Genomic DNA, 25,170 nt, shown 5'->3' with positions numbered 1-25,170 from the left:
CTGGCCCGCGCGAACGGCGCTCAGGCGACGGTCGCGGTCTCCCGCGGGCGCCGGCGTGCGGCCCGCCGGCCGACATCCGAGGCGACGCGCCAGCCGCCCCACGCGACGAAGAACCCGATCAGACCCGCGGCCAAGCCGTCGGCGTTCGTGGGCACGGCCGGGCTGAAGTCGTGATAGGCGGCCTCGGCCACCGGCACGTCAGGGTCGCGGAGCATCGCCACCACACGTCCGAGTGGGCTCGTCGCCGCACTCAGGGCCTGCTGCTGGGCGCTCAGGCGGGCGAGACGGGCGATGTCGGCCCGCGCGGCCTCGCCGCGGCGGGCGACGAGCTGGTCCGGGTTGGCGCGCAGCCGGTCGACGGCGCCCTCGCGCGTCGTCCCGGACGCCTGCGCGTCGGATTCGAGGACCGCCACCTGCCGACGGAGCTCGTCCGCGGCGCCCCCGAGGCGCTGCGCGTATTGCTGCGCGAATTCTGGGGCCTGCGCGGCGACCAAGCCTCCGAGCAGGCCGAGGGCGAGGCCGAAGGTGCGGAACACGCGAAACATGCCTGGCCTCCGGCGGGGAATCGACCCCCGACAAAGAGCATGCGCGGGGCGGTGGTTCCAGCCGCGGGTGCGACGACCCCTGACCCGGCGTCTCAGCCCGGCAGCGTGAGGAGGCCGGCCTTGCCGTCGGCGCAGCCGAACAGCAGGCGGCCGCCGCGCGCGTCCCAGCCGAGCGCCGTGACGCCGCTCCCCTGGACGGCCGGTCGCACCAGCAACTCGGCCGCGTCGGTGAAGCGGACGAGCAGGATGCAGCCGTCCTCGTAGCCCATGGCCAGGACCGGCGCCTTCGGGTGGAACGCCACGCGGGAGACACGGGCCGGGCGGACGCCGCATTCCCGCGGGGCCTTGCCGGTCGGACCTTCCTTGGAGTCGAAGGGCCACACGATCGCCGCCTCGGCCCCGCTGGTGGCGAGCCAGTTCCCGTCGAACGACCACGACATCGAGCGGACCTTGCCGGGATAGCCCGACATCCGCATGTGCCCGCGGTCCGGCTGGAGGCGCCAGCCGTGCAGGCTGTTCTCCTGCATGGTCGACACTACGAAGCGCCCGTCCGGCGACCACGTGACGTCGATATGCGAGCCCTTCCAGGTGATGACCTCTGCGGGCGTCTCCAGATTGGGGTACCAGAGGCTCACGCCGTTGTAGTGGGCGACGCCGAGCCGGTAGCCCTTGGGCGCGAAGACGAGGCCGCGGGCGGAGGACGGCGCCTCGAAGGTCTTCTCGCGGCCCTTCGCGTCGCGGGCCACGACGGTCCGGCCGGCCGACCACGCCACCGCACCGTCGGGATGGGCGGCGAGCGCGTCGATCCAGGCGCCGCCCTTGGCGAGGCCGAGCTGCTCCGTCGCGCCGTCGGCGCGAATCGCCACCACGCGGCCGTCGTCGCCCCCGGTGAGCAGCCGGTCGACTCCGCCGGCCGCGACGAGGATCCCGCTGTCGGGATGGGCGGCGACGCGGGCGATCCCGTCCTCCCGCACCAGCGCGACCGTGCCGTCGCTGAGCGCCAGGGCCGGCACGTCCTTCAGGAAATGCGCGGCGAGCACGTGCTCGCCGGGCTCCAGCGTGGCGACGTGACTGGTGAGGGACGGGTTGCTGACGGGGCTGCTCATGTCGGGGGGACATTTGCGGCCGGCGGCGCGGTGCGCAAGACCAGGAAGGCGGTAATCAACGCCAGGCCACCCGAGATCGCCGCCGGGGCGATCAGCGCGTAGAGACCGAATTGCTGATAGGCCCGCGCGCCCAGGTAGGCGCCGAACAGTAGCGAGATCCAGACGGAGGCGTCGCCGAGCCAGCCTAGCGGATCTCCGGTGCGGGTCAGGGCCTGCGCGATCTTCTGGCCGAGGCTGAACAGCGCGCCGGTGACGAAGGTGGTGCCGGCCCGGAAGCCTTTCACCTGCGCCAGGACCGCGTTCTGGGATCCCATCGCCAAGGCGACGAAGAAGGCCGCGACGCCGAGCTCGGGCGACTGGAGTCCGAGCCCCAGACCGGCGAGGATCAGGAGCGACTCGTAGGCGAGGACCGCCGGCGTCGTCCAGCGCGGCGGCACCAGGATCGCCAGCCCGCTCCCGAGGACCGATCCCGTCAGGAACGCCAGGATCAGGATCGCCGGGAGGATCATGTGGTGCAGCTCGACCTGGGCGCCGAGAACGGCGAGCTGCGTGGTGTTGCCGCTCATGAAGGATGTGTAGAGGCCGCCGAGCCGTACGAAGCCGAGGGCGTCGACGTAGCCGGCCATACCGGTGAGGAGCAGGCCGACGCCCAACTGAGCCGGGCGGTTCACGGTTCGGCCCCGCGGTCGCAGATCGGTAACGCTCTGTTAACCATTCGGATGCCTTCGTTCAGGGGTGACGGGCCGCGGTTAACGCGCCGCTCACCAAACCCGAGCAATTCGATGCAAACACGGTGAACGCCGCGTCGGAAGGGGTCGTTGCCCCAGCGATCCGGCTCGGGAACACCGTGCCCCCGCCGGGTGAGTGGGAGTTGCGTCATGGTTCCGTTCGCCGCCGCGTTCGTCTGCCCGACCCTACCCGTCCCGGACCGGGGCGCCGCCACGATCCTGGTCGTCGAGGATGAGCCGACCGTGTGCGAGCTGGCCGCCGAGGCGCTCCTCGAAGAGGGGTACCGGGTGCTCACCGCCGCGGATGCCTGGGAAGCCGAGGCGATCCTGGCCCGGGAGAGCGTCGACCTGCTCTTCACCGATATCGATCTGGCCCGCAACACGGACGGCCTGTCGCTCGCCCGGTGCGCCCGCCGGCTCTCGCCCGACCTCCCGGTCGTCTACACCTCCGGGGGCCGGGCTTCCCTGGCGGGCTGCGAGGCCGTTCCGGGCTCGGTCTTCGTGCCGAAGCCCTACCGTCCGAGCCAACTCGTGGCGCTGACGCAGGATGTCCTGCGCGCCGCGCCCCTGCACACCCTCTGAACTGGATCTTCGAGGATACCCGCCATGTGGCGCTCTCTTCCCGCACTCGGTCTCGCACTCGCCGCCGCGGTCGTCGCATCGCCGGCCCGGGCCGCCTGCGACGTGAAGGGCGCGCAGATCGAGGAGGCTATCGCCAAGAAAAGCGAGCTGCGCGAGGACGCCAACGCCCAGCTGGTGCGCGATCTGCGGACTCTGCGCGACGCCGCGATCGTCCTCGAGAGCTACAAGTTCCCCGGCGAGTGCGAGGTTCTGCTGGGGATCGTGCGCTCCCTGCTCGCTAATCCGGGCAAGACTATCGAGCAGAGCGGCGACACCGACGAGGAGAAGGCCGAGGACCTGATCGAGGCGCGCGAGCCCAAGGCCGCGGCGCGCGAGCCCAAGAACGCGCCGGGCGAGCCGAAGGCGAAATAGCGCCTCGCCGTCCAGGCTGCCGCGCCCTCTCAGCGCTCCTCGCCGGCACTGGCCCCGATCTTGGCGCGTGCCAGGGCGCGGCTGAGCTTGGCGGCGATCTGCGCGCGCAGCATCTCCGCCATCTCGATATCCACCAGGCGCCAGCTCAGGCCGCGCAGCCGCAGCCGGATCCGCGTGCGCTCGGCGCGCGACCCTTCCGGCGGGATCGGGATCACGACCGCGCGGAAGCCGCGCATCTCCAGGGCCGCGTAGTACGGCATTAGCCGCCCGAGGCCGCGGATGACCAGGCCCTCCGGCCGTGTGCCGGCCGGGCGCTCGAGGTCGAGCTTGTCGGGCCAGCCATTGGCCAGCAGGTCCATCACCGTCTCCGGCGTCACCATCGTCTCGGCGAGCGCCAGGGCGAGGCCGTAGGCGGCGTCGTTGAGACGCTGGCGGTCGCGGGGCTCGAGGTCGGGATCGGTCTCGGACGCCGCGCGCATCGCGGCGGTTATCTGCCGGACGAGCGACAGGCGCAGCGTCCGGAAGTTCACGTGGCTCTCGACATAGGCGGCATCGTGCCGGCGCACCGCCTGCGCCAGGTCGTAGAGCGACCAGAGCGGGCTCATCGTGAAGGCGAGCCACGCCAGGGCGAGGGCGACCGGGACCGCGAGCCAGCGCACGGCCTCAGCGCCCCGTCCGCGCGGTCATGACCGCGCCGCCCATCGATCGAGGCCGGCGAAGGCGGCGACGACGCGCTCGTAGACCGGCCGCTTGAAGGGAACGATCAGGTCCGGAAGCTCGGAAAATCGCGCCCACCGCCAGGCGTCGAACTCCGCCTTGTGGGCGCCGCCGCCGGGCCGGAGCACGTCGATCAGATCCTCGCTGCCGACGAAGCCGTAGGCGAACCATTTCTGCGTCTGTCCGCGGTAGCGGCCCTTCCAAGCCTGCTTCATCACCGCCGGCGGCAGATCGTAGGGGAGCCAGTCCGGAATCTCGGCCAGGAGCTTCACGGCCTCAGGCGGAACGTTGGTTTCCTCGTAGAGCTCGCGGCGGGCGGCGGCCTCCGCGTCCTCGCCGGGATCGATGCCGCCCTGCGGCATCTGCCACATGTGCGGACCGTCGACGTGCTCGGGACCGGCATCCTTTCTGCGGCGCCCGACGAAGACGCCGCCGGACGGCGCGATCAGGGCGATGCCCACGCAGGGGCGGTAGGGCAGGGCGATGCCCGGGTCGGAATCCGTTACCATCGCGGCGACCATAGGTCAGGGGGAGGCGAGGCGGCAACGTCGACCAAGTCTTCACCGGCCCGGAAGGCGCCGGATCTACTTGCGCTGACTTTGGACACGGACACGCTCAATCGGCAGTCGAGACCCGCTTGTCGCGGGCGCCCCGCAGCGCCACGCTCGCCGGCACGAGGCGCAGCCCGCGCGAGTCGATCTCCTTCGCCCAGCGGGCGATCCGATCGATGCTCAGCGGCGTCCCGGTCGCCGAGACCAGGGCGAAGCCGTTGGCGCGGGCCCGGGCTTCGGCCTGGGCGAGCGCGGCGTCGATCGCGTCGGCGCGCGGCGTGGCGTCGAGGACGATCTCGGCACGGGCCACCGGCGTCTTGCCCTTGTTGGCGGGCGCCGCCGCGGGTTTCGGAGCCGTGCCGTCATCGAGGAACCCGAGACCGCGGGCACCGATTTCGCGCAGGACCGGCTCGAAAGCCGCGTCGGCCATCAGCTTGGAGCCCATGAAGTTCACCGCGCCGACGTAGCCCGGGAAGCGGCTCATCGCCCAGGCGAGGCGGTCCGCGTTCTCCGGTCCCCGCAGCGCGGACAGCAGCGTCTGCGGACCCGGATCGCTGTCGGGATAGTCGAAGGGTTCCATCGGGAGTTGCAGGAAGATCTCGTGGCCGGCGTCCCGCGCGCGCGCCGCGGCGCGCTCGGCCTCGCCCCCGTAGGGCAGGAAGGCGAGGCTCACGGCGGCGGGCAGGCGCGCGGTGGCGCCCGCGGTCGCGGCCTGACCGACGCCGAGACCGGTCACCACGATCGCGATGCGCGGCCCGCTGCCGGCCTCCTCGGTCCGGGCGTAGACGTCGAGGGCGCGGATGCGGCCCTCGCCGAGCTTCGGCATGAGACCGTGGCGGCCCGCCTCGCTGATCCGCGGGTCGGGGGCCTGGGCGAGACGGGGGGCGCTCGGCGGCGGCACGCGGATCACCACCGCCTCGCTCGGCCCGCTGCCGGCCGGGCGCACGACCGTCACGCCGGACGCGGTCTCGACCTCCTCGGCGCTGCGCTGGAGGGGCGCCGTTCCCGGCGCCGTCGTGATGACCTGGGGCTGCTGGGCGACGGGGGCCTGTGCGGCCGGATGGGGCGCGGGTTCGCGCGTCGCGATCGCCACCTGGACCCGGGGTTCACCGCCCTGGGGGTCGCCCAGCGCGAGCACCAGGCCGGCCGCCACCGCGAAGCCGGCCGCGAGCGCCGCGGCCGCGACCTGGGGCCTGCGGGCAGCCGCGATCAGCCGTCCGATCCGGCCTGCGGGCTGCTCCGGCGCCGCCTCCGGCACCCCGAGGGGGCGCGTGAGGATATCGTCGGTGGACTCGGTCAAGCGGCTCTCGATACGGGATCGCGGTTCTTGCGCCGGTCGGCGCGGTCCCAACCCTCGCATCCATTGCGGCCGGGTATGGTTAACGTTCCGCTAACGCCCGGTCCCAGAACGGGAAATCCCGCCCGGCGGGAGGCCGGACGGGATCGGGTCAGAGCGGCGCGGGGTTACCGCGCGATCAGTTCGGCAGGCTCGGCTTCTGCTGCTGCGCGGGCGTGCCGTTGGCGGCGCCCTTCTGGATGCCGTGGAGGAAGTCGACGGCCGAGATCAGCTGCTTGTCCTTGGCCGGATCCGGCGGGACGTAGGCGGAGGATCCGCCGCGCTCGTCGGTGTCCTTCTGCTTCAGGTGGCCCTTCAGCCCGGCCTCACCCTTGGTCTCGTCCTTGCCCTTGAGCTCGTCCGGCACGTCCTGCGTGACCTCGACGTCCGGCTCGATGCCCTTGGCCTGGATCGAGCGGCCCGACGGCGTGTAGTAGCGCGCCGTGGTGAGCCGGAGGGCGCCCGAGCCGCCGAGGGGGATGATCGACTGGACCGAGCCCTTGCCGAAGGAGCGCGTGCCCATGATGGTCGCGCGCTTGTGATCCTGAAGGGCGCCGGCCACGATCTCGGAGGCCGAGGCGGAACCGCCGTTGACCAGCACCACGATGGGCTTGCCCTTGGTCAGATCGCCGGCCTTGGCCGAGAACCGCTGCGTCTCGTCCGGGTTGCGGCCGCGGGTGGAGACGATCTCGCCGCGATCGAGGAAGGCGTCGGAGACCATCACGGCCTGATCGAGCAGCCCGCCCGGGTTGTTGCGCAGGTCGACGATGTAGCCCTTGATCTTGTCGGCACCGATCTCGCCCGTGAGCTTGTCGATGGCGGCCCGCATCCCGTCGAAGGTCTGCTCGTTGAACTGGGTCAGGCGGATGTAGGCGACGTCGCCACCCTCGATCTTCGAGCGCACCGGCTTGATCTTGATCACGTCGCGGGTGAGCGTGACGTCGATCGGGTCCTTCGACTCCTTGCGGCTGATCTTGAGCTTGACGCTCGAGTTGACCGGGCCGCGCATCTTGTCGACCGCCTGGTTCAGGGTGAGGCCCTGGACCTGGTCGTCATCGATCTGCGTGATGATGTCGTTCGCGAGCAGGCCCGCCTTCGCCGCCGGGGTGTCGTCGATCGGCGTGACGACCTTGATCAAGCCGTCCTCCATCGTGACCTCGATGCCGAGGCCGCCGAACTCGCCGCGGGTGGTGGTCTGCATGTCGCGGAACGCCTTGGCGTCCATGTAGCTCGAGTGCGGGTCGAGCGACGTCAGCATGCCGTTGACGGCCGCCTCGATCATCTTCGACTCGTCCGGCTTCTCGACGTAGTCGGTGCGGACCTTCTCGAAGACGTCGCCGAACAGGCTGAGCTGGCGGTAGGTCTCGGCCGAGGCGGCCACGGCCCGCGGACCCGACAAGAAGTCGGTCTGGGTCGCCACCATGGACGTTCCGGCACCGAGGAAGGCGCCGAGCATGATCAGGGAAGTCTTGCGCATCAGCCGCGAACCTTCTCGCCAAGTACCGTATTATTCGGGCTCTTCGCCCACCACGGCTCCGGATCGATGGAGCCGCCGTCCTTCTTGAACTCGACGTAGAGCGTGGGATCACCCTCGGACCCGCCGGGACCCCCACCCCTGTCGCCCATGCTGCCGACCGGTTCGCCCGCGAGCACGAACTGACCGACCTCGACGCTGATCTGGTCCATTCCCGCGAGCAGAAGATAGTAGCCGTCGCCCGCGTTGATGATCAAGAGTTGGCCATAGGACCGAAACGGCCCGGCGAACTGCACCCACCCGTCGGCCGGGGACGAGACCGACGCCTTCGGGCGGGTCGTGAACGACACGCCGCGGGTCGTCCCGCCGTTGCCGTCGGGCTGATTGAAGCCGCGTGCGACGCGTCCGCTCACCGGCCGCGGCACTTCGCCCCGCGCCTCGGCGAAATGCACTTTGGGCGCGAGCCGCGCCGGATCGCGGAAGCCGGCCGCGGCGAACCGCTCCTGCGTGATGCGCACCTCGCGCTCCGCGGCAGCCTTGGCCTCCTCGGCGGAGCGCTTCGCCGCGGCGACCTCCGCCTCTGTGCGGTCGAGCAGGTCCTTCAGGTTCTTGGCCTGCGCGCCGAGCTCGGTGGCGCGGCGCCGCTCGGCCGTGAGGCCGCTCTCCACCTCCGCCTGCCGCGCGCGCCGGGCGGCGACCAGGGCCTGCAGGCGCTGCTGCTCGCGCGCCCAGCCGGCGAGGTCGTTCGAGAGGCCTTCCTTGTCCTGCGCGATCAAACCGCGCAGCCTGATCATTTCCGCGAGATCGGCCGCGAGCGTGTCCACCTCGCCGCGCAGTTCCGGCACCACGGCACCGAGCAGCATCGAGGTCCGGATCGCGGCCAGCACGTCCTCGGGGCTCACCAGCACCGCCGGCGGCGGGCGGCGGCCCATCCGCTGGAGCGCCGCCAGGATCTCGGCGACGATGCCGCGCCGACCCTGCAGCGAGTGCCGGATCGCGGCCTCGCTCTCGCTCATCGCCTTCAGGCGCTCCTCCAGGCGGCTGAGGCGGTCTTCCGTCGCCTGCGCCTGTCGATTCGCGTCGAGGAGGGCGGTGTCGAGCTTCGCGCGGTCGGACCCGATCGCCGCGATCTCGGATTCGAACTGCGCGCGCTGTCCGGCGCTGGCGGCGAGGGCGTCCTGCACGCGCTTCAGGTTCTCGGCCCGGCGCTCCCGCTCCTCGTTGGCCCGCTGGATCGCCTCGGGATCCGTGGGCTTCGGGGTCTCGGCGCGCGCGGCGACAGTGATCGACAGCGCGGCCAGCAGGGCGAGTGCCGCGCGCGCGCGCCGCGACCCAGGCTTCGACTCGGGCTCGGACATCCTCACGGCCGCTCAGCCCGCCTCACCGCGATGGTACGGGTGACCGGCCAGGATGGTGAGGCTGCGATAGAGTTGTTCGAGGGCGAGCACGCGAACGAGTCCGTGGGGCAGGGTGGCGGCCCCGAACGACAGGATCAGCTCCGCGCGCGTCCGAATTGAGGCGTCCAGCCCGTCCGGGCCGCCGATCACCACGACCAGGGCCGGCCGGGCCGCGTCGCGCCAAGCGGCGACGCGCTCGGCCATGGCCTCGCTGGCGAGATCGGCCCGACCGCGCTCGTCGTAGGCGACGAGGACACCGCCCGCGGGCAGATGGGTCGCGAGCGCCGCCGCCTCCTCGACGCACCGGTCCGGGGCGCGGCGGGCGCGGGATTCCGGGATCTCGACGCTGTCGCAGGACGGGAAGCCGAGGCCGCGTCCGAGTTGCGCGGCGCGGTCGCGATATCGTGACGCGAGTTCGCGCTCCGGCCCGGCCTTCAGCCGTCCGACCGCGGCCAGGACCAGGCGCACGGATTCGGATCCGGCCTAGCCGGCCGCGATCCCGACGGGGCGGTCGGCGCCCCACATCTTCTCGAGATTGTAGAAGCCGCGGACCTCGGGGCGGAAGATGTGCACCAGCACGTCGCCGGCGTCGATCAGCACCCAGTCGCAGGCCGGCATGCCCTCGACCCGGGCGTTCCCGTAGCCACGATTCTTCATTTCCTGGATGATCTTGTCGGCGATCGAGCCGACGTGACGCTGCGAGCGACCCGACGTGATGATCATCGTGTCGGCGAGCGAGGTCTTGCCGGCCAGATCGATCGCGATCGTCTCCTCGGCCTTCATGTCGTCGAGGCATTCGAGGGCGAGCGCCTTCAGGTCGTCCGAGCGCGCCTGACCGGCTTCGACCGGGGCTTGGACGGGGGTGCGGATCGTCTCCGTGTGACTGGTTTCGGGCAGAGTCCTGGTTCCTCGTTCTGCCGCACGGCGACGTCGGGCCTTGCGGGATCAGGTGAAATTGGCGGTATCGGGCCGCGATTGCAACCGCGCAGGCTTCGGCGGCGCCGTCCCCCGACCCGTGCGCGCGCGGATCTGCGTGGACGACAGGGTCGAGCGCGGCCCGTGCAGGAACATCCAGGCCGGCGGCGACCGCAGCGCGAGCGTCGACGCCGCCGCCTCGGGGACCCGGGCACCGGCCAGGCGTCGGGCCGCGCGGGCACTCAGCGGCGTCATGGTGAAGCCGGGCCGGTCGATGACGGCGATCGGCACGAGGCGGGCGATCTCGGCGAAGCCCTTCCAGCGATGGAAGGTCCCGAGGGAATCGGCTCCCATGACCCAGACGAAGTGAACGCCCGGGCACCGGCGCGTGAGGAAGCGCAGCGTCTGCACCGTGAAGCGGACGCCGAGCGCAGCCTCGATCCCGGTCACGGCGATCCGCGGGTGCCGGGCGATCTGGCGCGCCTGATCGCACCGCGCCGCGACGGAGGGGAGAGCACTCCGGCTCTTGAGCGGGTTCCCCGGGCTCACCAGCCACCAGACCCGGTCGAGCCCGAGCCGACGCAGGGCCGCGAGCGTCACGTGCCGGTGGCCCAGATGGGCGGGATTGAAGGATCCGCCGTAGAGGCCGATCCGCATGCCGGGAGCGCTCGGCGGCAGGGTCAGCCGCACGCCGAACCGTCAGTGCGCGTCACGGGCGGATCTGGCCGCTGCCGTGGACCCGGTACTTGAACGTGGTCAGCTGCTCGACGCCCACCGGCCCGCGCGCGTGCATCCGCCCCGTGGCGATGCCGATCTCGGCCCCGAAGCCGAACTCGCCGCCGTCGGCGAACTGCGTGGAGGCGTTGTGGGTGACGATCGCCGAGTCGACCTCGGCCAGGAAACGGGTCGCCTCGGCGTCGTTCTCGGTGATGATCGCGTCGGTGTGATGCGAGCCGTAGGTCTCGATGTGCTCGATGGCGGCCTCGATCCCGTCCACCACCCGCACCGCGATGATCGCGTCGAGGTACTCGGTGTGCCAGTCCTGCTCGGAAGCGTCCGTCACACGGGGATCGACCGCGCGCGTCGCGGCATCGCCCCGGACGGCGCAGCCGGCGTCGAGCAGGGCCTGGACCAGCGGCGCGAGATGCGTCGCCGCGCAGGCGCGGTCGACCAGCAGGGTCTCGGCTGCGCCGCAGACGCTGGTGCGACGCATCTTGCTGTTGAGCAGCACGCTGCGGGCCATGTCGAGGTCCGCCGCCGCGGCGACGTAGACGTGGTTGATACCGTCGAGATGGGCGAAGACCGGCACGCGCGCCTCGGCCTGGACGCGCTCCACGAGGCCGCGGCCGCCGCGCGGGACGATCACGTCGACGCAGCCGTCGAGGCCCGCGAGCATCAGCCCGACCGCGGCGCGGTCGCGGGTCGGCACGAGCTGGATCGCGTCCTCCGGCAGGCCCGCATCGGCGAGCCCGCGGCTCATGGCCTTCGCGATCGCCATCGCACTGCGATGGCTGTCCGAGCCGGCCCGGAGGATCGCGGCGTTGCCGGCCTTGAGGCAGAGCGCGCCGGCATCCGCCGTCACGTTGGGGCGCGCCTCGAAGATGACGCCGACGACGCCGAGCGGCACCGCGATGCGCTCGATCAGGAGGCCGTTCGGCCGCTCGATCGCGGCGAGCTGGCGCCCGACCGGGTCGGCGAGCGACCCGACCTTCTCGACCGCGTCCGCGATGGCCGCGAGGCGCCCGGGGTCGAGCGTGAGACGGTCGATCAGCGCGGCGGTCTGGCCAGCGCTCCGGGCGGCGGCCACGTCCCGGGCGTTCTCGCCCAGGATCTCGTCGCGGCTCGCGCGGATCCGCTCGGCGATCAGCTTGAGCGCGACGTCCTTCGTCCGCGCCGAGGCCAGCGCCATGCGCCGCGCCGCCGCCCGCGCGCGGCGGCCGATCGCCGCCATCTGCTCCGGAAGGGCGTCGGCCTCGGCGAAGTCCGATCTCAGGTTCAGGACGGGCACGCTGGCGTCCTCGGTTGTCGACGGCCGCGCGCGCGGCCCGGACGGGGGAGAGCGCCGTATTTGCACATCGAACGCCGTCTCGACAAGAGTGCCGGGCCGGGAACGGTGGCGATCATCGAGACAAAAATTGTAAATAGATTAGCTTGTGTCGACGATTTCTAGAATAGTGCCAAGTCATCGCGGTGCACCATCCAGGCGCGACCGGGATAATTGAGCAGTTCCGGAATGCGCGCGCTCGGATGACCGATGATCAGCGCGGCCTCGGCGCTGTCATAGGCCACGAGACCGCGGCCGAGGATCCGGCCCTCCGGATCGCGGATCATCACGGCATCGCCGCGGGAGAAGCTGCCCTCGATCGCGCGCACGCCCACGGGAAGCAGGCTGGCCCCGCTCCGGAGCGCCTGCTCGGCGCCCGCGTCGATCGTCAGGGTGCCGCGCGGCTCCAGCGAGCCGGCGATCCAGGTCTTCCGGGCGGCCGTGGGCGTGGACCCCGAGAGGAACCACGTGCAGCGCGCCCCGTCCCGCACGGCCTTCAGCGGGTTCTTCCCGCGCCCGTCCGCGATGACCAGGTGCGTGCCGCCCGAGGCCGCGATCTTGGCGGCCTCGACCTTGGTGCGCATGCCGCCCCGCGACAGCTCGGAGGCCGGGCCGCCGGCCATCGCCTCGATCTCGGGAGTGATCCGATCGACCACGGCGAGGTGGCGCGCCTCAGGATCGCTCTGGGGCGGCGCCGTGTAGAGGCCGTCGATGTCCGAGAACAGCACCAGCACGTCGGCGTCGATCATGGTGGCGACCCGGGCGGCGAGCCGGTCGTTGTCGCCGTAGCGGATCTCCGAGGTCGCCACCGTGTCGTTCTCGTTCACGACCGGCACCGCGCGCATCTCCAGGAGTTTCAGCACGGTGGCACGGGCGTTGAGGTAGCGGCGGCGCTCCTCGGTGTCCTGCGGCGTCACGAGGATCTGGCCGGCGACGATGCCGTGATGGCCCAGCGCCTCGGCCCAGTGGCGCGCGAGGGTGATCTGTCCGACCGAGGCCGCGCCCTGGCTCTCCTCCAGGCGCAGGACGCCGGGCGGCAGGCCCAGCACCGTCCGGCCGAGGGCGATGCTGCCCGAGGACACGACCAGGACGTCGACGCCGCGCCCGTGCAGCTCCGCGATGTCCTCGGCCAGCGCGGCGAGCCAGGCGTGGCGGAGGCGGCCGGCATTGCGGTCGACCAGCAGGGCCGAGCCGACCTTGATGACCACGCGGCGGAATTCTTCGAGGGCAGGGATCATGATTCTTGCGGGACGGCGCGTTCGGGGCGGGTGTGAACCAAGACCCGCCCTTTGAACAGTCGGTCGAGGGCTACGGCTGCCAGGCGGCCGCCGGCTTCCGCTCGGCTTCGGCGCTGGCATCGATCTCGGCCTGAAGCGCGCGTAGCGCCTCGGGAACGCCCTTCCGACTCGCCGAGGACAGGACCAGCGGCGCGCGGCCGGCGGCGCGCTTCAGCTTGGCCACCTGGCTCTTGAGCGTGTCGGCGTCGAGCGCGTCGGTCTTCGAGAGCGCCACGACTTCGGGCTTCTCCGCGAGGCCGTTGCCGTAGGCCTCGATCTCGCCGCGAACCAGCTTGTAGGTCTTGCCCGCATGCTCGCTCGTGCCGTCCACGAGGTGCAGCAGCACCCGGCAGCGCTCGACATGGGCGAGGAACCTGTCGCCGAGGCCGACGCCCTCGTGGGCGCCCTCGATCAGGCCCGGGATGTCGGCGAGCACGAACTCGCGCCCGTCCGAGCGAACCACGCCGAGGCCGGGATGCAGTGTCGTGAACGGGTAGTCGGCGATCTTCGGCTTCGCCGCGGTGACGCTCGCCAGGAAGGTCGACTTGCCGGCATTCGGGAGCCCGACGAGTCCGGCATCGGCGATCAGCTTGAGCCGCAGCCAGATCCACATCTCCTGGCCTTCCAGGCCGGGATTAGCGTGTTTCGGGGCCCGGTTCGTGGAGGTCGTGAAGTAGGCGTTGCCGAAGCCGCCGTTGCCGCCCTTGGCGAGGCGGATCTTCTGGCCGACCTCGGTCAGGTCGGCGAGCAGCGTCTCGCCGTCCTCGGAGAAGATCTGCGTGCCGGCCGGGACCTTCAGGACCGTGTCGGCGCCGTTGGCGCCGTGGCAGTTCGAGCCCATGCCGTGCTCGCCCTTCTTGGCCTTGAAGTGCTGCTGGTAGCGGTAGTCGATCAGGGTGTTGAGACCCTCGACGCACTCCACCCAGACATCGCCGCCGCGGCCGCCGTCACCGCCGTTCGGTCCACCGAACTCGATGAACTTCTCGCGCCGGAACGAGACGCAGCCGGGACCGCCATCACCGGAGCGGACATAGACCTTGGCTTCGTCGAGGAACTTCACGACCTGAATCCTTTGTCGGGCGCGGATTCGCGACCCGCACCATCACCCTGTCGGCGGCCGCCGGCCAGTCCGGCGCCGCGGGGCCGCCTCAGGCGGCCCGCGTCATCGCCGGCTCGGACGGCGGAGTCTGCCAGCGCTGCCGGTCGAGGCTGAAGAGATCGACCGGAAGGTCCGCGCCGCGCGCCGGAAAGGGCCGGATCGCGCTGCCGGCCTGCGCGAAGCCGCAGGTCTCCAGCACGCGCCGGGACGCCGGGTTGACCGTGCGGGCCGAGGCGGCGAGTTCCGTCCCGCCCGTATAGGCGAAGAACGCGTGGCACAGGGCCGTCACGGCCTCGGCCATCAGGCCGCTGCCCCAGTAGGGCTGCCCGAGCCAGTAGCCGAGTTCCGGCGGTCCGTCGCTCCGCCCCTCGATGCTGACGACGCCGATGAGGCTGCCCGGCGCCGCCCGCGGCGCGAGGGCGAGCGTGAGCGCCGAACCGGCGGCGTTCCGCGAGCGCGCCTGCAGCAGGAACGCGTCCACCTCCGGGGCCGGGAGCGGGTGCGGCACCCGCGCCAGCATCGCGGCGACCGACGGGTCGCCGGCCAGCTTCAGGATCGCGTCCCTGTCCTTGGCGGTCGGCCAGCGCAGCCACAGCCGCCGCGTCTCGATCCGGAAAACGTCATCACGGGTCAGATCGGGGAACATCGTGCCCTCGCAGGGCGGCGCTCCCGGCTCCGGGGCACCGCCTCAAGACGACGAAGGGGAGGATGGCGTCCCATCCTCCCCGGTGTTCCGTCCGACCTGGCCCGTCAGGGGCTCGGCAACGACGTCTCCGGTCCGGTGTGGGACACCGGGCGGGACGCCAGCTTCGCCACTCAGGGCGCCCGCCTCTTATTCCGCGGCCTCGGCCAGCGGGGTAACACCTACGAAGGCGCGCCCGCGGCGCGTCTCGAAGCGGACATGGCCCGGTACCAGCGCGAAGATCGTGTGGTCCTTACCCATGCCGACATTGGCGCCGGGATGCCATTTGGTGCCGCGCTGACGCACGATGATGTTGCCCGGAATGACGGCCTCCGAGCCGAACTTCTTGACGCCGAGGCGCCGGCCTTCCGAATCGCGACCGTTGCGGGACGAGCCGCCAGCCTTCTTGTGTGCCATGGGATGAGCTCCGAATTCTGAGTGGCGTGGATGCGGTCGCGGATCGGTCCCTCAGGACCGTACGCGCCCAGCGTCTGGCGTGCGTCAGGCCGAAATGCCGGTGATGCGCACGACCGTGTGGTCCTGGCGATGGCCGCGCTTGCGGCGGGAGTTCTGCCGGCGGCGCTTCTTGAAGGCGATGACCTTCTTGTCGCGGCCGTGGCGCACGATCTCGCCCGTGACGCTGATGCCCGACAGGGTCGGGGCGCCGACCTGGGTCGCGCCCGCGCCGTCGGCGAACAGGAGGACCTCGCCGAAGGTCACGGCCTCGCCGGCCTCGCCCGCCAGGGAGGCGATGGTGATGGTGTCGTTGGCGGCGACGCGGTACTGCTTACCGCCCGTCTTGATGACTGCGAACATCGTTCTCTCGTGTTCTCGAACGGCCTCCGGGGCGGCTGCCCCTGGACCGGCTTCTTGTTTGAAGTCATTGAACGGGCGTTCGGCCCGGACAACGCGAAACGCGCGGACCCCAGCTGAGGCCGCGCGCCATGCGGGGTCAGTACGGGCGCGGCGGCGCCGTGTCAATCCGCGGCGGCCTGCCGGGCGGTGTCACCGGATCGGCGCGCCGGTCGCCAGGATGCCCTTCGCGACGCTGCCCGCCGGGCCGAAGGCGGCGAGGGCCTGCGCGCACCACGTCTCCCGGCCGTCGGCGGCGAGCTGCTGGCGCACCTGCGTGGCGCGGGTGCGCAGCTTCTCCTCCAGGATCGCCTCCTGCCCGGCATTGACGCGTGCCGCGAGGCGGAGCGTCGTCAGCTGGCCGGCCCGGACCTGCACGCCCGGGCAGGCCTGCTCGGCGATGATGGTCGTGGCCGCCGCCGAGGCGTAATTGTCGAGGGCCGAGGCCGGCGCGGCCGGATTGGCCGGCGCGGCGGGCGCCTGCGCGGCGGCCGTCCCCGCGAGATTCAGCGTCAGGGCTAGCGTCAGGGCAAGGGTGGGGACACCGACACGCCGCACGGCTGAGACCTCCAGGGTAAGCATCGATCGGCGCGGTGGCGCACCCGCACCTTCGCGACGATGCCGGGCGCCGACCGGGAGACGCGCGTTCCCTTGGGCGCGCCCCTCGCCGCGGCGCCGCGACGGCGGCTGACTACACGTCCGGCGACGGGGCGTCACCCGCCGCGTCGGCCCGCGGTCGGCAGACAGACCGGCCGTCAGGGCGCGGCCTTGAACTCGCCCTCGATGCGCAGGCTCACCTCGTCGCCGAGCTGCGGCAGGTAGGCGTTGATGCCGAAATCCGAGCGCTTGACGACCGCGCGCCCGTCGAAGCCCACGGTGTAGCGCTGGTCCACAGGGTGGATGCCGGCCTGGTTGAAGGTGGCGTCGATCGCGAACGGCCGGACCGTCCCACGCAGGTTGAGGTCGCCGGTGATCCGCGCGGTGGTCGGGCTGGTGGGCTCGACCTTGGTGGCGGTGAAGGTGGCGCTCGGGAACTTGGCCGTGTCGAAGAAATCCGGGGCCGCGAAGTGCTCGTTCAGCCGGGTGCTGCCGGTGATGACGCCGCCGAGCGGCACAGTCACCTCGAGGCGGCTCTTCTCGGGCGCCTTCGGGTCGAGCTGGAGCGTGCCGCTCAGGCCGGTGAACTGGCCGTAATAGGTCGAGTAGCCGAGATGCGAGACCGACCACGTGACCTTGCCGTGATCCGGATCGAGGACGTAGCTGCCGGGCCGGACCTGCGTCGGATCCGCGCTCGGCGCGACCGGTGCGGGCGGGGCTGCCGGGTTGTCCGCCGCCCGGGCCGGGCCGGCGCAGAGCAGGCCGATCAGGACAAGAAGTGGCGCGCGCATGTCATCCCCCCGTGACCGGCCAAGCTCGGCCGGCGCGGGCCCGTGATTTCATGATCTCCCTGCGCGCTCAAGCACGTCTGGCGAAGGCCGCCGCGGTTCTGTAGGCAAGCCGAGGTAGCGGCAGGCGTGGCATGATCGGCAAGCTCAAGGGCGTCGTGGACTCGTTCGGCGAGGATTTCGTGATCCTCGACGTGTCGGGGGTCGGCTACATCGTTCACTGCTCGGCGCGGACCCTGCAGCGCATGCCCAAGGTCGGCGAGCCCGCGGCGCTGTCGATCGAGACCCACGTCCGCGAGGACATGATCCGCCTCTACGGCTTCCGCTCGGACGCCGAGCGCGAGTGGTTCCGCCTGCTCCAGACCGTCCAGGGCGTCGGCGCGCGGGTGGCGCTCGGCGTTCTGTCGGTGCTGGAGCCCGAGGCGCTGGCGAGCGCCATCGCCACCGGCGACAAGGGCTCGATCAGCCGGGCCCCGGGCGTCGGGCCGCGCCTCGCCGCCAGGCTCGCCGCCGAGCTCAAGGACAAGGCCCCGGCCTTCGCGCCTGTCGATCCCGCGCTGGTCGCCCTTGCGGGCGCCGTCGAGGAGGGCGCCGCCCCGCAGCCGGTGGCGGACGCCGTCTCGGCACTGGTCAATCTCGGCTACCCGCAGGTCCAGGCCGCCGCCGCCATCGCGGCCGCGCTCAAGGGTGCGGGGGAGGGCGCCGAGGCCAAGGTGCTCATCCGGCTCGGCCTGCGCGAACTCGCCCGCTGACGGCCCGACCTGACAGTTGGGGCGCACTTAGATCGCACGCCCTTGACCCGCGCGGGCGGCGGTGCCATGTCGACCCGCGCCAATAAGGTATTGAAAAGCAAGCTACTTTTCAATTCTTCTAAACTGGCGCGGGTGCCCCGGACGGTCGTCGACGACCGCGGCGGGCACGGGGATGACGGGATTTGCGGCGCGCATGATCGTCTGTTCTTGTAACGTCTTATCGGACGGCGCCGTGCGCGGCTGCCTCGCCCCCGGACCCGGCTGCCCGCGCACGCCCGCGCAGGTCTACGCCTGCCTCGGCTGCAGCCCGAAATGCGGGCGCTGCGCCCGCACGATCCGCGCGATCATGCAGACCGCGCTGGGCGAGGCCGCGGCGGCGGAGAGCAGCCATGCTTGCACGACGGCTTGCGCGAGCGCCTGTAGTTTGGTGAAATTCCAAACTGCGGATGAGGGAGTCGCGGCCTGATGCTTCTACCCCCCGCCTGAGAGCACGGTAAGGAGTACGGGGGCATGAAGGGCGACACCAAGGTCATCGAGTATCTGAATCGCGGCCTGCGCAGCGAGCTGACGGCCGTCAGCCAGTACTGGCTGCATTTCCGCATGCTCAATGACTGGGGCTACGTCGAGCTGGCGAAGTTCTGGCGCAAGGAATCGATCGAGGAGATGAACCACGCCGACCGGTTCATCGACCGGATCCTGTTCCTCGACGGGTTCCCGAATCTGCAGGAGCTCGACCCGCTGCGGATCGGCCAGAACGTTCAGGAGATCCTGGAATCCGATCTCGCCGCCGAGAACGAGGCCCGCAGCCTCTACCTCGAGGCCGCGAAGTACTGCGATTCGATCAACGACCGCGTGTCCAAGCGCCTCTTCGAGGATCTGGCCGAGGACGAGGAGGGTCACATCGACTTCCTCGAGACCCAGCTCGAGCTGATCAAGCAGATCGGCCTGCCGCTCTACGCGCAGAAGCATATCGGCGGCCTCGAGCAGATCGCCCCCGAGAAGGAGTGACAGCGCCCGGGCTCCCGCCGCCCGCGCGGCGGAGCGGGGACCCGGACAGTGATGCGGGCAGGGGTGGGGCCGGCGCGGCCGCGTTCCTGCCCGCCTGAGACGGCAAGCTGGGGAACGGGATGCGGCTCGTGGTGGTCGGCGCCGACGGGCGCATGGGGCGGATGCTGATCCGCGCGGTGGCGCAGGCCGAGGGCTGCACGCTCTCAGCGGCGATCGAGCGCGACGGCTCGCCGGCGCTCGGCGAGGACGCCGGCGTCCTCGCCGGGCTGCCACCCCTCGACGTTCCCGTCACCGACGACGCCCTCACGGCCTTCGCGGGCGCCGACGGCGTCCTCGACTTCACCGCGCCGGCCGCCACGGTCGCCTTCGCCGAGCTCGCCGCCCAGGCGCGCATCGTCCACGTCGTCGGCACGACCGGCCTCTCGGAGGACGATTTCGTCAAGCTGAAGGCGGCCTCGTACCACGCCCGCATCGTGCAGTCGGGCAACATGTCGCTCGGCATCAACCTGATGGCCGCGCTGGTCCGGCGGGTCGCCAAGGCCCTGGGCGACGAGTTCGACATCGAGATCGCCGAGATGCACCACCGCATGAAGGTGGACGCCCCCTCCGGCACCGCGCTGATGCTCGGCGAGGCCGCCGCGGAGGGCCGCGGCGTCGACCTGAAGGCGGTTCGGGTCTCGACCCGGGACGGGCATACCGGCGCCCGCCGGCCGGGCGATATCGGCTTCGCCACCCTGCGGGGCGGCAGCGTCGTCGGCGACCACAGCGTGATCTTCGCCGGAACCGGCGAGAGCCTGACGATCAGCCACCACGCCGCCGACCGGGGCCTGTTCGCCACGGGCGCCGTCAAGGCCGCGCTCTGGGCGCATCCCAAGCCGCCGGGGCTCTACACCATGACCGACGTGCTCGGCCTGTGACCGGCGGCGCGACGGCGATGGAGCGGCTCCTCATCCTCGTCCGGCACGGCCAGAGCGAGTGGAACCTGAAGAACCTGTTCACCGGCTGGCGCGACCCGGACCTCACCGAACGCGGCGTCGCCGAGGCCCGGGCCGCCGGGCGCGGCCTCAAGAGGGACGGCTACGGGTTCGACGTGGCCTTCACCTCCGAGTTGGTCCGCGCGCAGCGCACCTGTGCGCTGATCCTCGAGGAGATGGGCCTGTCCGAGATCCCGGTCCTGCGCGAGCGCGCCCTCAACGAGCGCGATTACGGCGACCTCTCCGGCCTCAACAAGGACGAGGCCCGCGCCCGCTGGGGCGACGCGCAGGTCCACGCCTGGCGCCGGGGCTACGACGTGCGGCCGCCCGGCGGCGAGAGCCTGAAGGACACGGCCGCGCGGGTTCTGCCCTGCTACGTCGCGACGATCCTGCCGCGCGTGATGGCCGGCCAGCGGGTCCTGGTGGCGGCCCACGGGAACTCGCTCCGCGCCCTGGTGATGGTCCTCGACGGATTGACCGAGGCGCAGGTGCCCGATCTCCAGATCCGGACCGGCGTGCCGCTGGTCTACCGCCTGAACGCCGACACCACGGTCGCCTCCAAGACCGTGCTGGAGCAGGTCGTCGACGCGGACCGCTGAGTGGCGACGGAACTCGGACCGGGCCTGATCCACCATCCGGGCTTCCTCGACGCGGCGGCCCGCGCGCGGCTCGCCGCGGAGATCGCCGCGGTTCTCGCCGAGGCGCCGCCCGTGACGCCGCGCATGCCCCGCACCGGCAAGCCGTTCTCGGTGCGGATGTCGAATGCCGGACCCCTCGGCTGGGTCTCCGACGTCGTGGGCTACCGCTACCAGCCGCACCATCCCGAGACCGGTCGACCCTGGCCGGCCCTGCCGCCGACCGCCCGCGCGGCCTGGGAGACGCTGGCGGCCTATCCGGCTCCGCCGGAAGCCTGCCTCGTCAACATCTACGCGCCGGGGACCCGCATGGGCCTCCACCAGGACCGCGACGAGGCGGATCTCGCCGCGCCGGTCGTGTCGCTGTCCCTCGGCGCGGCGGCCCTGTTCCGCTACGGCGGCCTGAGCCGGTCGGACCCGACCCGCTCGGTCCGGCTGCAGGCCGGCGACGCACTGGTGATGGGTGGCGCCGCGCGGCTCGTCTTCCACGGCATCGACCGGCTCTACCCGGACGGCGACCTGCTGGAAGCGGCGGACGGGCCCGGGTTCCTGCCGCCGGGCGGCCGCTGCAATCTCACCCTGCGACGCGTCACGGTGCCGGCCACGCCATGATGCGCGACACGCCATGACGCGCGAGCGAGATCCGGAGCCGGTGCCGACCGCGATGCCGCCGGCGATCCCCGGCGGGCGCGTCAGCGCGGCAGCGCAGTGGCCGGCGCTCGCCGGCTTCGTCGCGGCCGAGGCCCGCCTCCAGGAGGCGGTCCTGGCGCGCGGGCGCGTCACGGCCGGGCTCTACGAGTTCGTCCGGTTCGGGCTCAAGCAGGGCTGGGCCTGCCTGTTCGGCGGCCTGCTCCTGGCGCTCATGCTCGGCACGCGCCTCGTCTGGCCGGCCCACGCGCCCGTCGCCCGGTACGACGCGCTGTTCCTCGCCGCCCTCGTGCTCCAGGTCGCGATGCTGCGGCTGCGGATGGAGACGTGGTCGGAGGCCCGGGTGATCCTGGTCTTCCACGTCATCGGCACGGCCATGGAGATCCACAAGACCGCGATCGGCAGCTGGGTCTACCCGGAGGCGAACCTGTTCCGGCTCGGCGGCGTCCCGCTGTTCACGGGCTTCATGTACGCGGCGGTCGGCAGCTATCTCGCCCGCGTCTGGCGCCTGTTCGATTTCCGGTTCACGCGGCACCCGAGCCTGCGCCTGCTCGCGGTCCTGTCGGTGGCGATCTACGTCAATTTCCTCATCGATCATCGCGGCATCGACCTGCGTGTCGGACTCATCGCGGTCGCGGTCGCGGCCTTCGCCCCCGCGACCGTGTACTTCAAGGTCTGGCGGGAGCACCGCACCATGCCGCTCCTGCTCGGCCTGCTGCTCGTCGCGCTGTTCATCTGGTTCGCCGAGAATCTCGGCACACTGTCCGGCACGTGGCTCTACCCGAACCAGCGGCAGCACTGGTCCATCGTCCCGGTGGCCAAGCTCTCGTCCTGGTTCCTGCTGATGATCGTGTCCTACACGCTGGTCGCGCGGGTGAACGGCATCGCGACCTGGCCGGCCGTGCTGGCCGCGCCCGCGCGTCGGGAGCTGCCGATGGCCCGCGCGACCCATCTCGGCCTCGCGGCCGCGGTGATCGCCCTCGGCCTGCTGCTGCGCGTGCCGCACTGGGGCCTGCCGCTCGCGATCCACCATTACGGCGGCGGGATCCTGTGGGGGGCGATGCTGTTCCTTCTGGTCGCGGCCCTGCGACCCGGCAGCTGGGGCCTGCGCACCTGCCTGATCGCCGCCTTCGCGGCCGCCGCGCTCATCGAGAGCAGCCGGCTCGTCCACACGCCGGCCTTCGACGCCTTCCGGACGACCCTGCCGGGTCAGCTCCTCCTCGGCTCCATCTTCTCGCCGTGGAATCTCCTCGCCTACGGCGTCGGGATCGGCGCCGCCGCCGCGCTCGCGCTTTCCCTTCATCGTGAACGCAGGCGCGCCGCGTTGCCGGCTTGACAGAACAGGTCGCCCGGCAGACCCATCGGGTGCGGACTAACCCAAAGTTGGGTCCACCAGGAGAACCGGTTTTCGATGCGGATGCGCAACCTGACGCTGCGTCTCGGACGGGTTCTATGCGCAGCCGCGCTGGCGGCCAGCCTCGGCTCGGCCGCCCGGGCCGGCGATCCCGTCTATCCCGCGGGCTCGCGCTTCGGCTTCGACCCGCCCGCCGACATGTCGCTGTCGCGGCGCTTCTCGGGCTTCGAGCGGAAAGAGGGTGGCGCGACCGTGTCGGTCGTCGAATTGCCCGCGAACGCCTTCGCGGAGCTCGTCAGCGGCTTCACCGACGCCAACCTGCTGAGCCAAGGCTTCGCGGTCGAGAAGCGCGAGGAGGTCAAGATCGGCGACAACGAGGGCATGCTCTACACCGGTGAGCAGCCCGCCGATCCCGGCTCGTCCGCGCCGGCTATCCGGAAGTGGATCCTCGTGGTTGGCACACCGACCGTGACCGGGCTGATCATCGCCCAGGCGCTGCCCGACGCCGAGACCGAGGCCTCGATGCGCAAGATGGTGACCGGCGTCACCCTCCGGCCGGCCCTGTCGCTGACCCAGCAGGTCGACGCGCTGCCCTTCCGCATCGCCGACATGGCGGGCTTCCGGCCCGTGCGGGTGATGGCCGGCAACTCGGTCCTCCTCACCAGCGGCCCGAAGGACCAGATGCAGAATCTGGAACAGCCGATCCTCGTCCTCGCGCAGGCCGTGCAGCAGCCGCCCGGGGCCGAGCAGCGGGACGGCTTCGCCCGCGCCGCCCTGGCGTCCAATCAGACCCTCAAGGACTTCGTCATCGAGCGGGCGCAGAGCTACCGCTCGAACGGCGTCGACTGGCACGAGATCGTGGCCCGCGCCCTCGATCAGCCGACCAACCAGCCCGTCGTGGTCATGCAGACCATCCGGTTCGCACCGGACGGCTACGTCCGCGCCCTCGGCGTCGTGCGGCAGGATCAGCGCGACGGCGTCCTCGCCAAGTTCCGCCAGGTGGTGGACAGCGTGCAGGTCAAGTAGCGCGTCACCAGACCACGGCCTGCCCGTCGCGGCGCGGGTCGCTCGCGGCCACGTAGCCCTCGACGGCCGGATCGCCCATCCGCCAGATGAACTGGCCAGCGCCGAAATCCTGGTAGCTGTCCTCGATCACCTCGAGTTCGTGGCCGAGGGCCTTCAGGCGCTCCAGGGTCGCGCCCGGCATCGCCGCCTCGACGTTGATGTCGAGGCCCTCGTTCACCCGCCACCGCGGCGCGTCGCAGGCCGCCTGCGGGTTCTGGCCGTGGTCGATCATCCGCACCAGGGTCTGGACGTGCCCCTGCGGCTGCATGTTGCCGCCCATCACGCCGAAGCTCATCACCGGGGCTCCGTCCTTCGTGAGGAAGCCCGGGATGATGGTGTGGAACGGGCGCTTGCCGGGCGCCACCACGTTGGGGCTCTCCGGAACGAGCACGAAGCCGTAGCCGCGATTCTGCAGGGAGATGCCCCAGCCCGGGACGACCACGCCGGAGCCGAAGCCCATGAAGTTCGACTGGATGAAGCTCACCATCATGCCGGACTCGTCGGCCGCGGTGAGGTAGATCGTGCCGCCCGCGGGCGGCTTGCCCGGCCCGAAGACCTGGGCGCGATTCCGGTCGATCAGCTTGGCGCGCTCCGCGAGGTAGGCTGGGTCGAGCATGGCCTCCGGCGTCACCTCCATCCCGCGGGGGTCGGCGACGTACCGGTAGGTGTCGCTGAAGGCGAGCTTCATCGCCTCGATCTGCAGGTGCTGCGACTCCGGCCCATCGACCGGCAGGCCGCCGAGGTCGAACTGCTCGAGGAGGCCCAGCGCGATCTGCGCCGCGATACCCTGGCCGTTCGGCGGGATCTCGTGCAGCGTGTAGCCGTGATAGTCCTTCGCGGTCGGCGTGACCCATTCGGGGCGGAACGCCGCGAGGTCGGCGGCGGTCATCGCGCCGCCGTTGGCCCGCGCGTGCGCGGCGATCGCCTCGGCGATCTCGCCCCGGTAGAAGGCCTCGCCCTTGGTCTCGCCGATCAGCCGAAGGGTCTTCTCGGCACCCGGGAAGGTCACCAGCTCGCCGACATCCGGCGCCCGGCCCCGCGGCAGGAAGAACTCCGAGAAGCCCGGCTGGCGGGTGATCGCCTCGATCCGGGCCGCGGCCGCCCATTTCTGCTGGACCACCACCGGCGCGAGGTAGCCCCGCTCGGCGATGCGGATCGCGGGCTGCATCAGGTCGGCGAAGGGGAGGCGGCCGAAGCGCTCGCTCAGCGCCGCCCAGGCGGCGACCGCGCCCGGCACGGTGACCGAGTCCCAGCCGCGCATCGGCGGCCGCTCGCCGGCGCCGTACTTCTTCAGGAAGTAGTCCCGGCTCCAGGCGGCCGGCGCCCCGCCGGAAGCGTTGAGGCCGTGCAGCGCCTTCCCGTCCCACAGGATGCAGAAGGCGTCGGAGCCGAGACCGTTGCTGCACGGCTCGGTGACGGTCTTAGCGGCCGCCGTGGCGATCGCGGCATCGACCGCGTTGCCGCCGGCCTGGAGCATCTGGATGCCGGCCTGCGCCGCCAGCGCGTGCGAGGTCGCCACGCAGTTGCGCCCGAACATCGGCATCCGCAGCGACGGATACCCGGTCACCCAGTCGAACGGCTTCATCGCTCAGTTCCCGGTCTCGGCAGCCCACGCGCTCCCGCGGCACTTGGC

At 71.7% G+C, this 25,170-nt stretch carries 30 protein-coding genes and 1 pseudogene; 11 read left to right on the top strand and 20 right to left on the bottom strand.

Annotated features, from left to right (window positions below):
- Positions 1–20: 20 nt before the first annotated feature.
- The 3 genes from C4T42_RS03370 to C4T42_RS03360 all read right to left on the bottom strand — a co-directional run bounded on the left by C4T42_RS03370 (position 21) and on the right by C4T42_RS03360 (position 2,322).
- On the bottom strand, positions 21–545 hold the full coding sequence (locus tag C4T42_RS03370) for a DUF2937 family protein (protein WP_020091467.1): 525 nt from the start codon (positions 543–545) through the stop codon (positions 21–23).
- A gap of 92 nt (positions 546–637) precedes the next feature.
- Entirely contained in the window at positions 638–1,651 is a 1,014-nt protein-coding gene (locus C4T42_RS03365; protein ID WP_020091468.1) for a hypothetical protein, read from the bottom strand.
- Positions 1,648–2,322: a YoaK family protein gene (locus C4T42_RS03360; protein WP_042669541.1), complete on the bottom strand. Its 675-nt coding sequence runs from the start codon at positions 2,320–2,322 to the stop codon at positions 1,648–1,650. Before C4T42_RS03360 ends, C4T42_RS03365 begins: the two co-directional genes overlap by 4 nt.
- Before the next feature lie 207 nt (positions 2,323–2,529).
- Between C4T42_RS03360 and C4T42_RS03355 the strand changes: the two genes are divergently transcribed.
- Together C4T42_RS03355 and C4T42_RS03350 are read left to right on the top strand one after the other, a co-directional pair.
- Positions 2,530–2,961, top strand: coding sequence for a response regulator (locus C4T42_RS03355; RefSeq protein WP_020091470.1), 432 nt, complete (start codon positions 2,530–2,532; stop codon positions 2,959–2,961).
- Positions 2,962–2,985: 24 nt separating this feature from the next.
- Complete coding sequence (locus C4T42_RS03350; protein ID WP_020091471.1) at positions 2,986–3,372, top strand: hypothetical protein; 387 nt, start codon at positions 2,986–2,988, stop codon at positions 3,370–3,372.
- A 29-nt stretch (positions 3,373–3,401) separates the two neighbouring features.
- On the opposite strand, the gene C4T42_RS03345 is transcribed toward C4T42_RS03350, so the two are convergent.
- The 16 genes from C4T42_RS03345 to C4T42_RS03270 form a co-directional block, all read right to left on the bottom strand.
- Positions 3,402–4,031: a DUF2939 domain-containing protein gene (locus tag C4T42_RS03345; protein WP_020091472.1), complete on the bottom strand. Its 630-nt coding sequence runs from the start codon at positions 4,029–4,031 to the stop codon at positions 3,402–3,404.
- A gap of 24 nt (positions 4,032–4,055) precedes the next feature.
- The gene (locus tag C4T42_RS03340) at positions 4,056–4,610 is read right to left on the bottom strand and encodes an RNA pyrophosphohydrolase (RefSeq protein WP_020091473.1); all 555 of its coding nucleotides are present in this window, start codon (positions 4,608–4,610) and stop codon (positions 4,056–4,058) included.
- Between the two features lie 94 nt (positions 4,611–4,704).
- Positions 4,705–5,940: a divergent polysaccharide deacetylase family protein gene (locus tag C4T42_RS03335; protein ID WP_020091474.1), complete on the bottom strand. Its 1,236-nt coding sequence runs from the start codon at positions 5,938–5,940 to the stop codon at positions 4,705–4,707.
- A gap of 175 nt (positions 5,941–6,115) precedes the next feature.
- Complete coding sequence (locus tag C4T42_RS03330; RefSeq protein WP_020091475.1) at positions 6,116–7,453, bottom strand: S41 family peptidase; 1,338 nt, start codon at positions 7,451–7,453, stop codon at positions 6,116–6,118.
- Positions 7,453–8,808 carry a peptidoglycan DD-metalloendopeptidase family protein gene (locus C4T42_RS03325; protein ID WP_020091476.1) on the bottom strand — a complete coding sequence of 452 codons (1,356 nt, stop codon included), beginning with the start codon at positions 8,806–8,808 and terminating at the stop codon, positions 7,453–7,455. The genes C4T42_RS03330 and C4T42_RS03325 overlap by 1 nt, the downstream gene beginning before the upstream one ends.
- A 12-nt stretch (positions 8,809–8,820) precedes the next feature.
- Positions 8,821–9,315, bottom strand: coding sequence for a 23S rRNA (pseudouridine(1915)-N(3))-methyltransferase RlmH (gene rlmH / locus C4T42_RS03320; RefSeq protein ID WP_020091477.1), 495 nt, complete (start codon positions 9,313–9,315; stop codon positions 8,821–8,823).
- Positions 9,316–9,330: 15 nt separating this feature from the next.
- Positions 9,331–9,717, bottom strand: coding sequence for a ribosome silencing factor (rsfS, locus tag C4T42_RS03315; RefSeq protein WP_081636441.1), 387 nt, complete (start codon positions 9,715–9,717; stop codon positions 9,331–9,333).
- Between the two features lie 75 nt (positions 9,718–9,792).
- Positions 9,793–10,452 (bottom strand): nicotinate-nucleotide adenylyltransferase, encoded by a 660-nt coding sequence (locus tag C4T42_RS03310; protein ID WP_026604674.1) that lies wholly within the window; start codon positions 10,450–10,452, stop codon positions 9,793–9,795.
- A gap of 19 nt (positions 10,453–10,471) precedes the next feature.
- The gene (locus C4T42_RS03305) at positions 10,472–11,770 is read right to left on the bottom strand and encodes a glutamate-5-semialdehyde dehydrogenase (RefSeq protein WP_020091480.1); all 1,299 of its coding nucleotides are present in this window, start codon (positions 11,768–11,770) and stop codon (positions 10,472–10,474) included.
- A 158-nt stretch (positions 11,771–11,928) separates the two neighbouring features.
- Positions 11,929–13,044: a glutamate 5-kinase gene (gene proB, locus C4T42_RS03300; protein ID WP_020091481.1), complete on the bottom strand. Its 1,116-nt coding sequence runs from the start codon at positions 13,042–13,044 to the stop codon at positions 11,929–11,931.
- A 70-nt stretch (positions 13,045–13,114) separates the two neighbouring features.
- On the bottom strand, positions 13,115–14,143 hold the full coding sequence (obgE, locus tag C4T42_RS03295; RefSeq protein ID WP_020091482.1) for a GTPase ObgE: 1,029 nt from the start codon (positions 14,141–14,143) through the stop codon (positions 13,115–13,117).
- 88 nt (positions 14,144–14,231) lie between these two features.
- The gene (locus C4T42_RS03290) at positions 14,232–14,828 is read right to left on the bottom strand and encodes a GNAT family N-acetyltransferase (protein ID WP_020091483.1); all 597 of its coding nucleotides are present in this window, start codon (positions 14,826–14,828) and stop codon (positions 14,232–14,234) included.
- Between the two features lie 186 nt (positions 14,829–15,014).
- Positions 15,015–15,281 carry a 50S ribosomal protein L27 gene (gene rpmA / locus C4T42_RS03285; RefSeq protein ID WP_012317134.1) on the bottom strand — a complete coding sequence of 89 codons (267 nt, stop codon included), beginning with the start codon at positions 15,279–15,281 and terminating at the stop codon, positions 15,015–15,017.
- An 84-nt stretch (positions 15,282–15,365) separates the two neighbouring features.
- The gene (gene rplU, locus C4T42_RS03280) at positions 15,366–15,680 is read right to left on the bottom strand and encodes a 50S ribosomal protein L21 (RefSeq protein WP_010683509.1); all 315 of its coding nucleotides are present in this window, start codon (positions 15,678–15,680) and stop codon (positions 15,366–15,368) included.
- A gap of 189 nt (positions 15,681–15,869) precedes the next feature.
- Positions 15,870–16,274, bottom strand: a complete 405-nt coding sequence (locus C4T42_RS03275; protein ID WP_234081062.1) for a hypothetical protein — start codon at positions 16,272–16,274, stop codon at positions 15,870–15,872.
- A gap of 197 nt (positions 16,275–16,471) precedes the next feature.
- Positions 16,472–17,104: a YceI family protein gene (locus C4T42_RS03270; protein ID WP_020091485.1), complete on the bottom strand. Its 633-nt coding sequence runs from the start codon at positions 17,102–17,104 to the stop codon at positions 16,472–16,474.
- A 131-nt stretch (positions 17,105–17,235) separates the two neighbouring features.
- Here C4T42_RS03270 and ruvA point away from each other — a divergent pair, with 131 nt between their 5' ends.
- The 9 genes and pseudogenes from ruvA to C4T42_RS03230 all read left to right on the top strand — a co-directional run bounded on the left by ruvA (position 17,236) and on the right by C4T42_RS03230 (position 23,498).
- Positions 17,236–17,853 carry a Holliday junction branch migration protein RuvA gene (gene ruvA, locus C4T42_RS03265; protein ID WP_020091486.1) on the top strand — a complete coding sequence of 206 codons (618 nt, stop codon included), beginning with the start codon at positions 17,236–17,238 and terminating at the stop codon, positions 17,851–17,853.
- Between the two features lie 193 nt (positions 17,854–18,046).
- Positions 18,047–18,319 carry a (2Fe-2S)-binding protein gene (locus C4T42_RS32290; RefSeq protein ID WP_083916283.1) on the top strand — a complete coding sequence of 91 codons (273 nt, stop codon included), beginning with the start codon at positions 18,047–18,049 and terminating at the stop codon, positions 18,317–18,319.
- A gap of 44 nt (positions 18,320–18,363) precedes the next feature.
- Positions 18,364–18,861 carry a bacterioferritin gene (gene bfr / locus C4T42_RS03255; protein ID WP_012317139.1) on the top strand — a complete coding sequence of 166 codons (498 nt, stop codon included), beginning with the start codon at positions 18,364–18,366 and terminating at the stop codon, positions 18,859–18,861.
- Between the two features lie 119 nt (positions 18,862–18,980).
- Positions 18,981–19,778, top strand: a complete 798-nt coding sequence (dapB, locus tag C4T42_RS03250) for a 4-hydroxy-tetrahydrodipicolinate reductase (protein ID WP_020091487.1) — start codon at positions 18,981–18,983, stop codon at positions 19,776–19,778.
- Positions 19,779–19,795: 17 nt separating this feature from the next.
- Positions 19,796–20,434, top strand: a complete 639-nt coding sequence (locus C4T42_RS03245) for a 2,3-bisphosphoglycerate-dependent phosphoglycerate mutase (RefSeq protein WP_026604675.1) — start codon at positions 19,796–19,798, stop codon at positions 20,432–20,434.
- Positions 20,435–21,082, top strand: a complete 648-nt coding sequence (locus C4T42_RS03240) for an alpha-ketoglutarate-dependent dioxygenase AlkB (protein ID WP_020091489.1) — start codon at positions 20,435–20,437, stop codon at positions 21,080–21,082. It begins immediately after the preceding gene.
- A gap of 52 nt (positions 21,083–21,134) precedes the next feature.
- Positions 21,135–21,998: pseudogene (locus tag C4T42_RS32285) on the top strand (DUF817 domain-containing protein); the annotation flags it as partial.
- Positions 21,999–22,052: 54 nt separating this feature from the next.
- Complete coding sequence (locus C4T42_RS32280) at positions 22,053–22,454, top strand: DUF2809 domain-containing protein (RefSeq protein ID WP_042675207.1); 402 nt, start codon at positions 22,053–22,055, stop codon at positions 22,452–22,454.
- 75 nt (positions 22,455–22,529) lie between these two features.
- Entirely contained in the window at positions 22,530–23,498 is a 969-nt protein-coding gene (locus tag C4T42_RS03230; protein WP_020091491.1) for a hypothetical protein, read from the top strand.
- Positions 23,499–23,502: 4 nt separating this feature from the next.
- Here the strand turns inward: C4T42_RS03230 and C4T42_RS03225 are convergent, their stop codons facing one another.
- Positions 23,503–25,122, bottom strand: coding sequence for a gamma-glutamyltransferase family protein (locus C4T42_RS03225; protein WP_020091492.1), 1,620 nt, complete (start codon positions 25,120–25,122; stop codon positions 23,503–23,505).
- Between the last annotated feature and the right edge of the window lie 48 nt (positions 25,123–25,170).

This window comes from Methylobacterium sp. 190mf (assembly GCF_900107945.1).
GTDB lineage: Bacteria > Pseudomonadota > Alphaproteobacteria > Rhizobiales > Beijerinckiaceae > Methylobacterium.
The sequence above is the reverse complement of the archived record's forward strand: the minus strand, read 5'-3'. Positions and strand labels throughout refer to the sequence as shown.

Excerpts from the sequence above, each read along its gene's own strand:
- C4T42_RS03370 (WP_020091467.1), bottom strand. The coding sequence starts at position 545 with ATGTTTCGCGTGTTCCGCACCTTCGGCCTCGCCCTCGGCCTGCTCGGA.
- C4T42_RS03365 (WP_020091468.1), bottom strand. The coding sequence starts at position 1,651 with ATGAGCAGCCCCGTCAGCAACCCGTCCCTCACCAGTCACGTCGCCACG.
- C4T42_RS03355 (WP_020091470.1), top strand. The coding sequence starts at position 2,530 with ATGGTTCCGTTCGCCGCCGCGTTCGTCTGCCCGACCCTACCCGTCCCG.
- C4T42_RS03350 (WP_020091471.1), top strand. The coding sequence starts at position 2,986 with ATGTGGCGCTCTCTTCCCGCACTCGGTCTCGCACTCGCCGCCGCGGTC.
- C4T42_RS03340 (WP_020091473.1), bottom strand. The coding sequence starts at position 4,610 with ATGGTCGCCGCGATGGTAACGGATTCCGACCCGGGCATCGCCCTGCCC.
- C4T42_RS03330 (WP_020091475.1), bottom strand. The coding sequence starts at position 7,453 with ATGCGCAAGACTTCCCTGATCATGCTCGGCGCCTTCCTCGGTGCCGGA.
- C4T42_RS03325 (WP_020091476.1), bottom strand. The coding sequence starts at position 8,808 with ATGTCCGAGCCCGAGTCGAAGCCTGGGTCGCGGCGCGCGCGCGCGGCA.
- proB (WP_020091481.1), bottom strand. The coding sequence starts at position 13,044 with ATGATCCCTGCCCTCGAAGAATTCCGCCGCGTGGTCATCAAGGTCGGC.
- C4T42_RS03290 (WP_020091483.1), bottom strand. The coding sequence starts at position 14,828 with ATGTTCCCCGATCTGACCCGTGATGACGTTTTCCGGATCGAGACGCGG.
- rpmA (WP_012317134.1), bottom strand. The coding sequence starts at position 15,281 with ATGGCACACAAGAAGGCTGGCGGCTCGTCCCGCAACGGTCGCGATTCG.
- rplU (WP_010683509.1), bottom strand. The coding sequence starts at position 15,680 with ATGTTCGCAGTCATCAAGACGGGCGGTAAGCAGTACCGCGTCGCCGCC.
- C4T42_RS03270 (WP_020091485.1), bottom strand. The coding sequence starts at position 17,104 with ATGCGCGCGCCACTTCTTGTCCTGATCGGCCTGCTCTGCGCCGGCCCG.
- ruvA (WP_020091486.1), top strand. The coding sequence starts at position 17,236 with ATGATCGGCAAGCTCAAGGGCGTCGTGGACTCGTTCGGCGAGGATTTC.
- C4T42_RS32290 (WP_083916283.1), top strand. The coding sequence starts at position 18,047 with ATGATCGTCTGTTCTTGTAACGTCTTATCGGACGGCGCCGTGCGCGGC.
- bfr (WP_012317139.1), top strand. The coding sequence starts at position 18,364 with ATGAAGGGCGACACCAAGGTCATCGAGTATCTGAATCGCGGCCTGCGC.
- dapB (WP_020091487.1), top strand. The coding sequence starts at position 18,981 with ATGCGGCTCGTGGTGGTCGGCGCCGACGGGCGCATGGGGCGGATGCTG.
- C4T42_RS03245 (WP_026604675.1), top strand. The coding sequence starts at position 19,796 with ATGGAGCGGCTCCTCATCCTCGTCCGGCACGGCCAGAGCGAGTGGAAC.
- C4T42_RS32280 (WP_042675207.1), top strand. The coding sequence starts at position 22,053 with ATGGCCCGCGCGACCCATCTCGGCCTCGCGGCCGCGGTGATCGCCCTC.
- C4T42_RS03230 (WP_020091491.1), top strand. The coding sequence starts at position 22,530 with ATGCGGATGCGCAACCTGACGCTGCGTCTCGGACGGGTTCTATGCGCA.
- C4T42_RS03225 (WP_020091492.1), bottom strand. The coding sequence starts at position 25,122 with ATGAAGCCGTTCGACTGGGTGACCGGGTATCCGTCGCTGCGGATGCCG.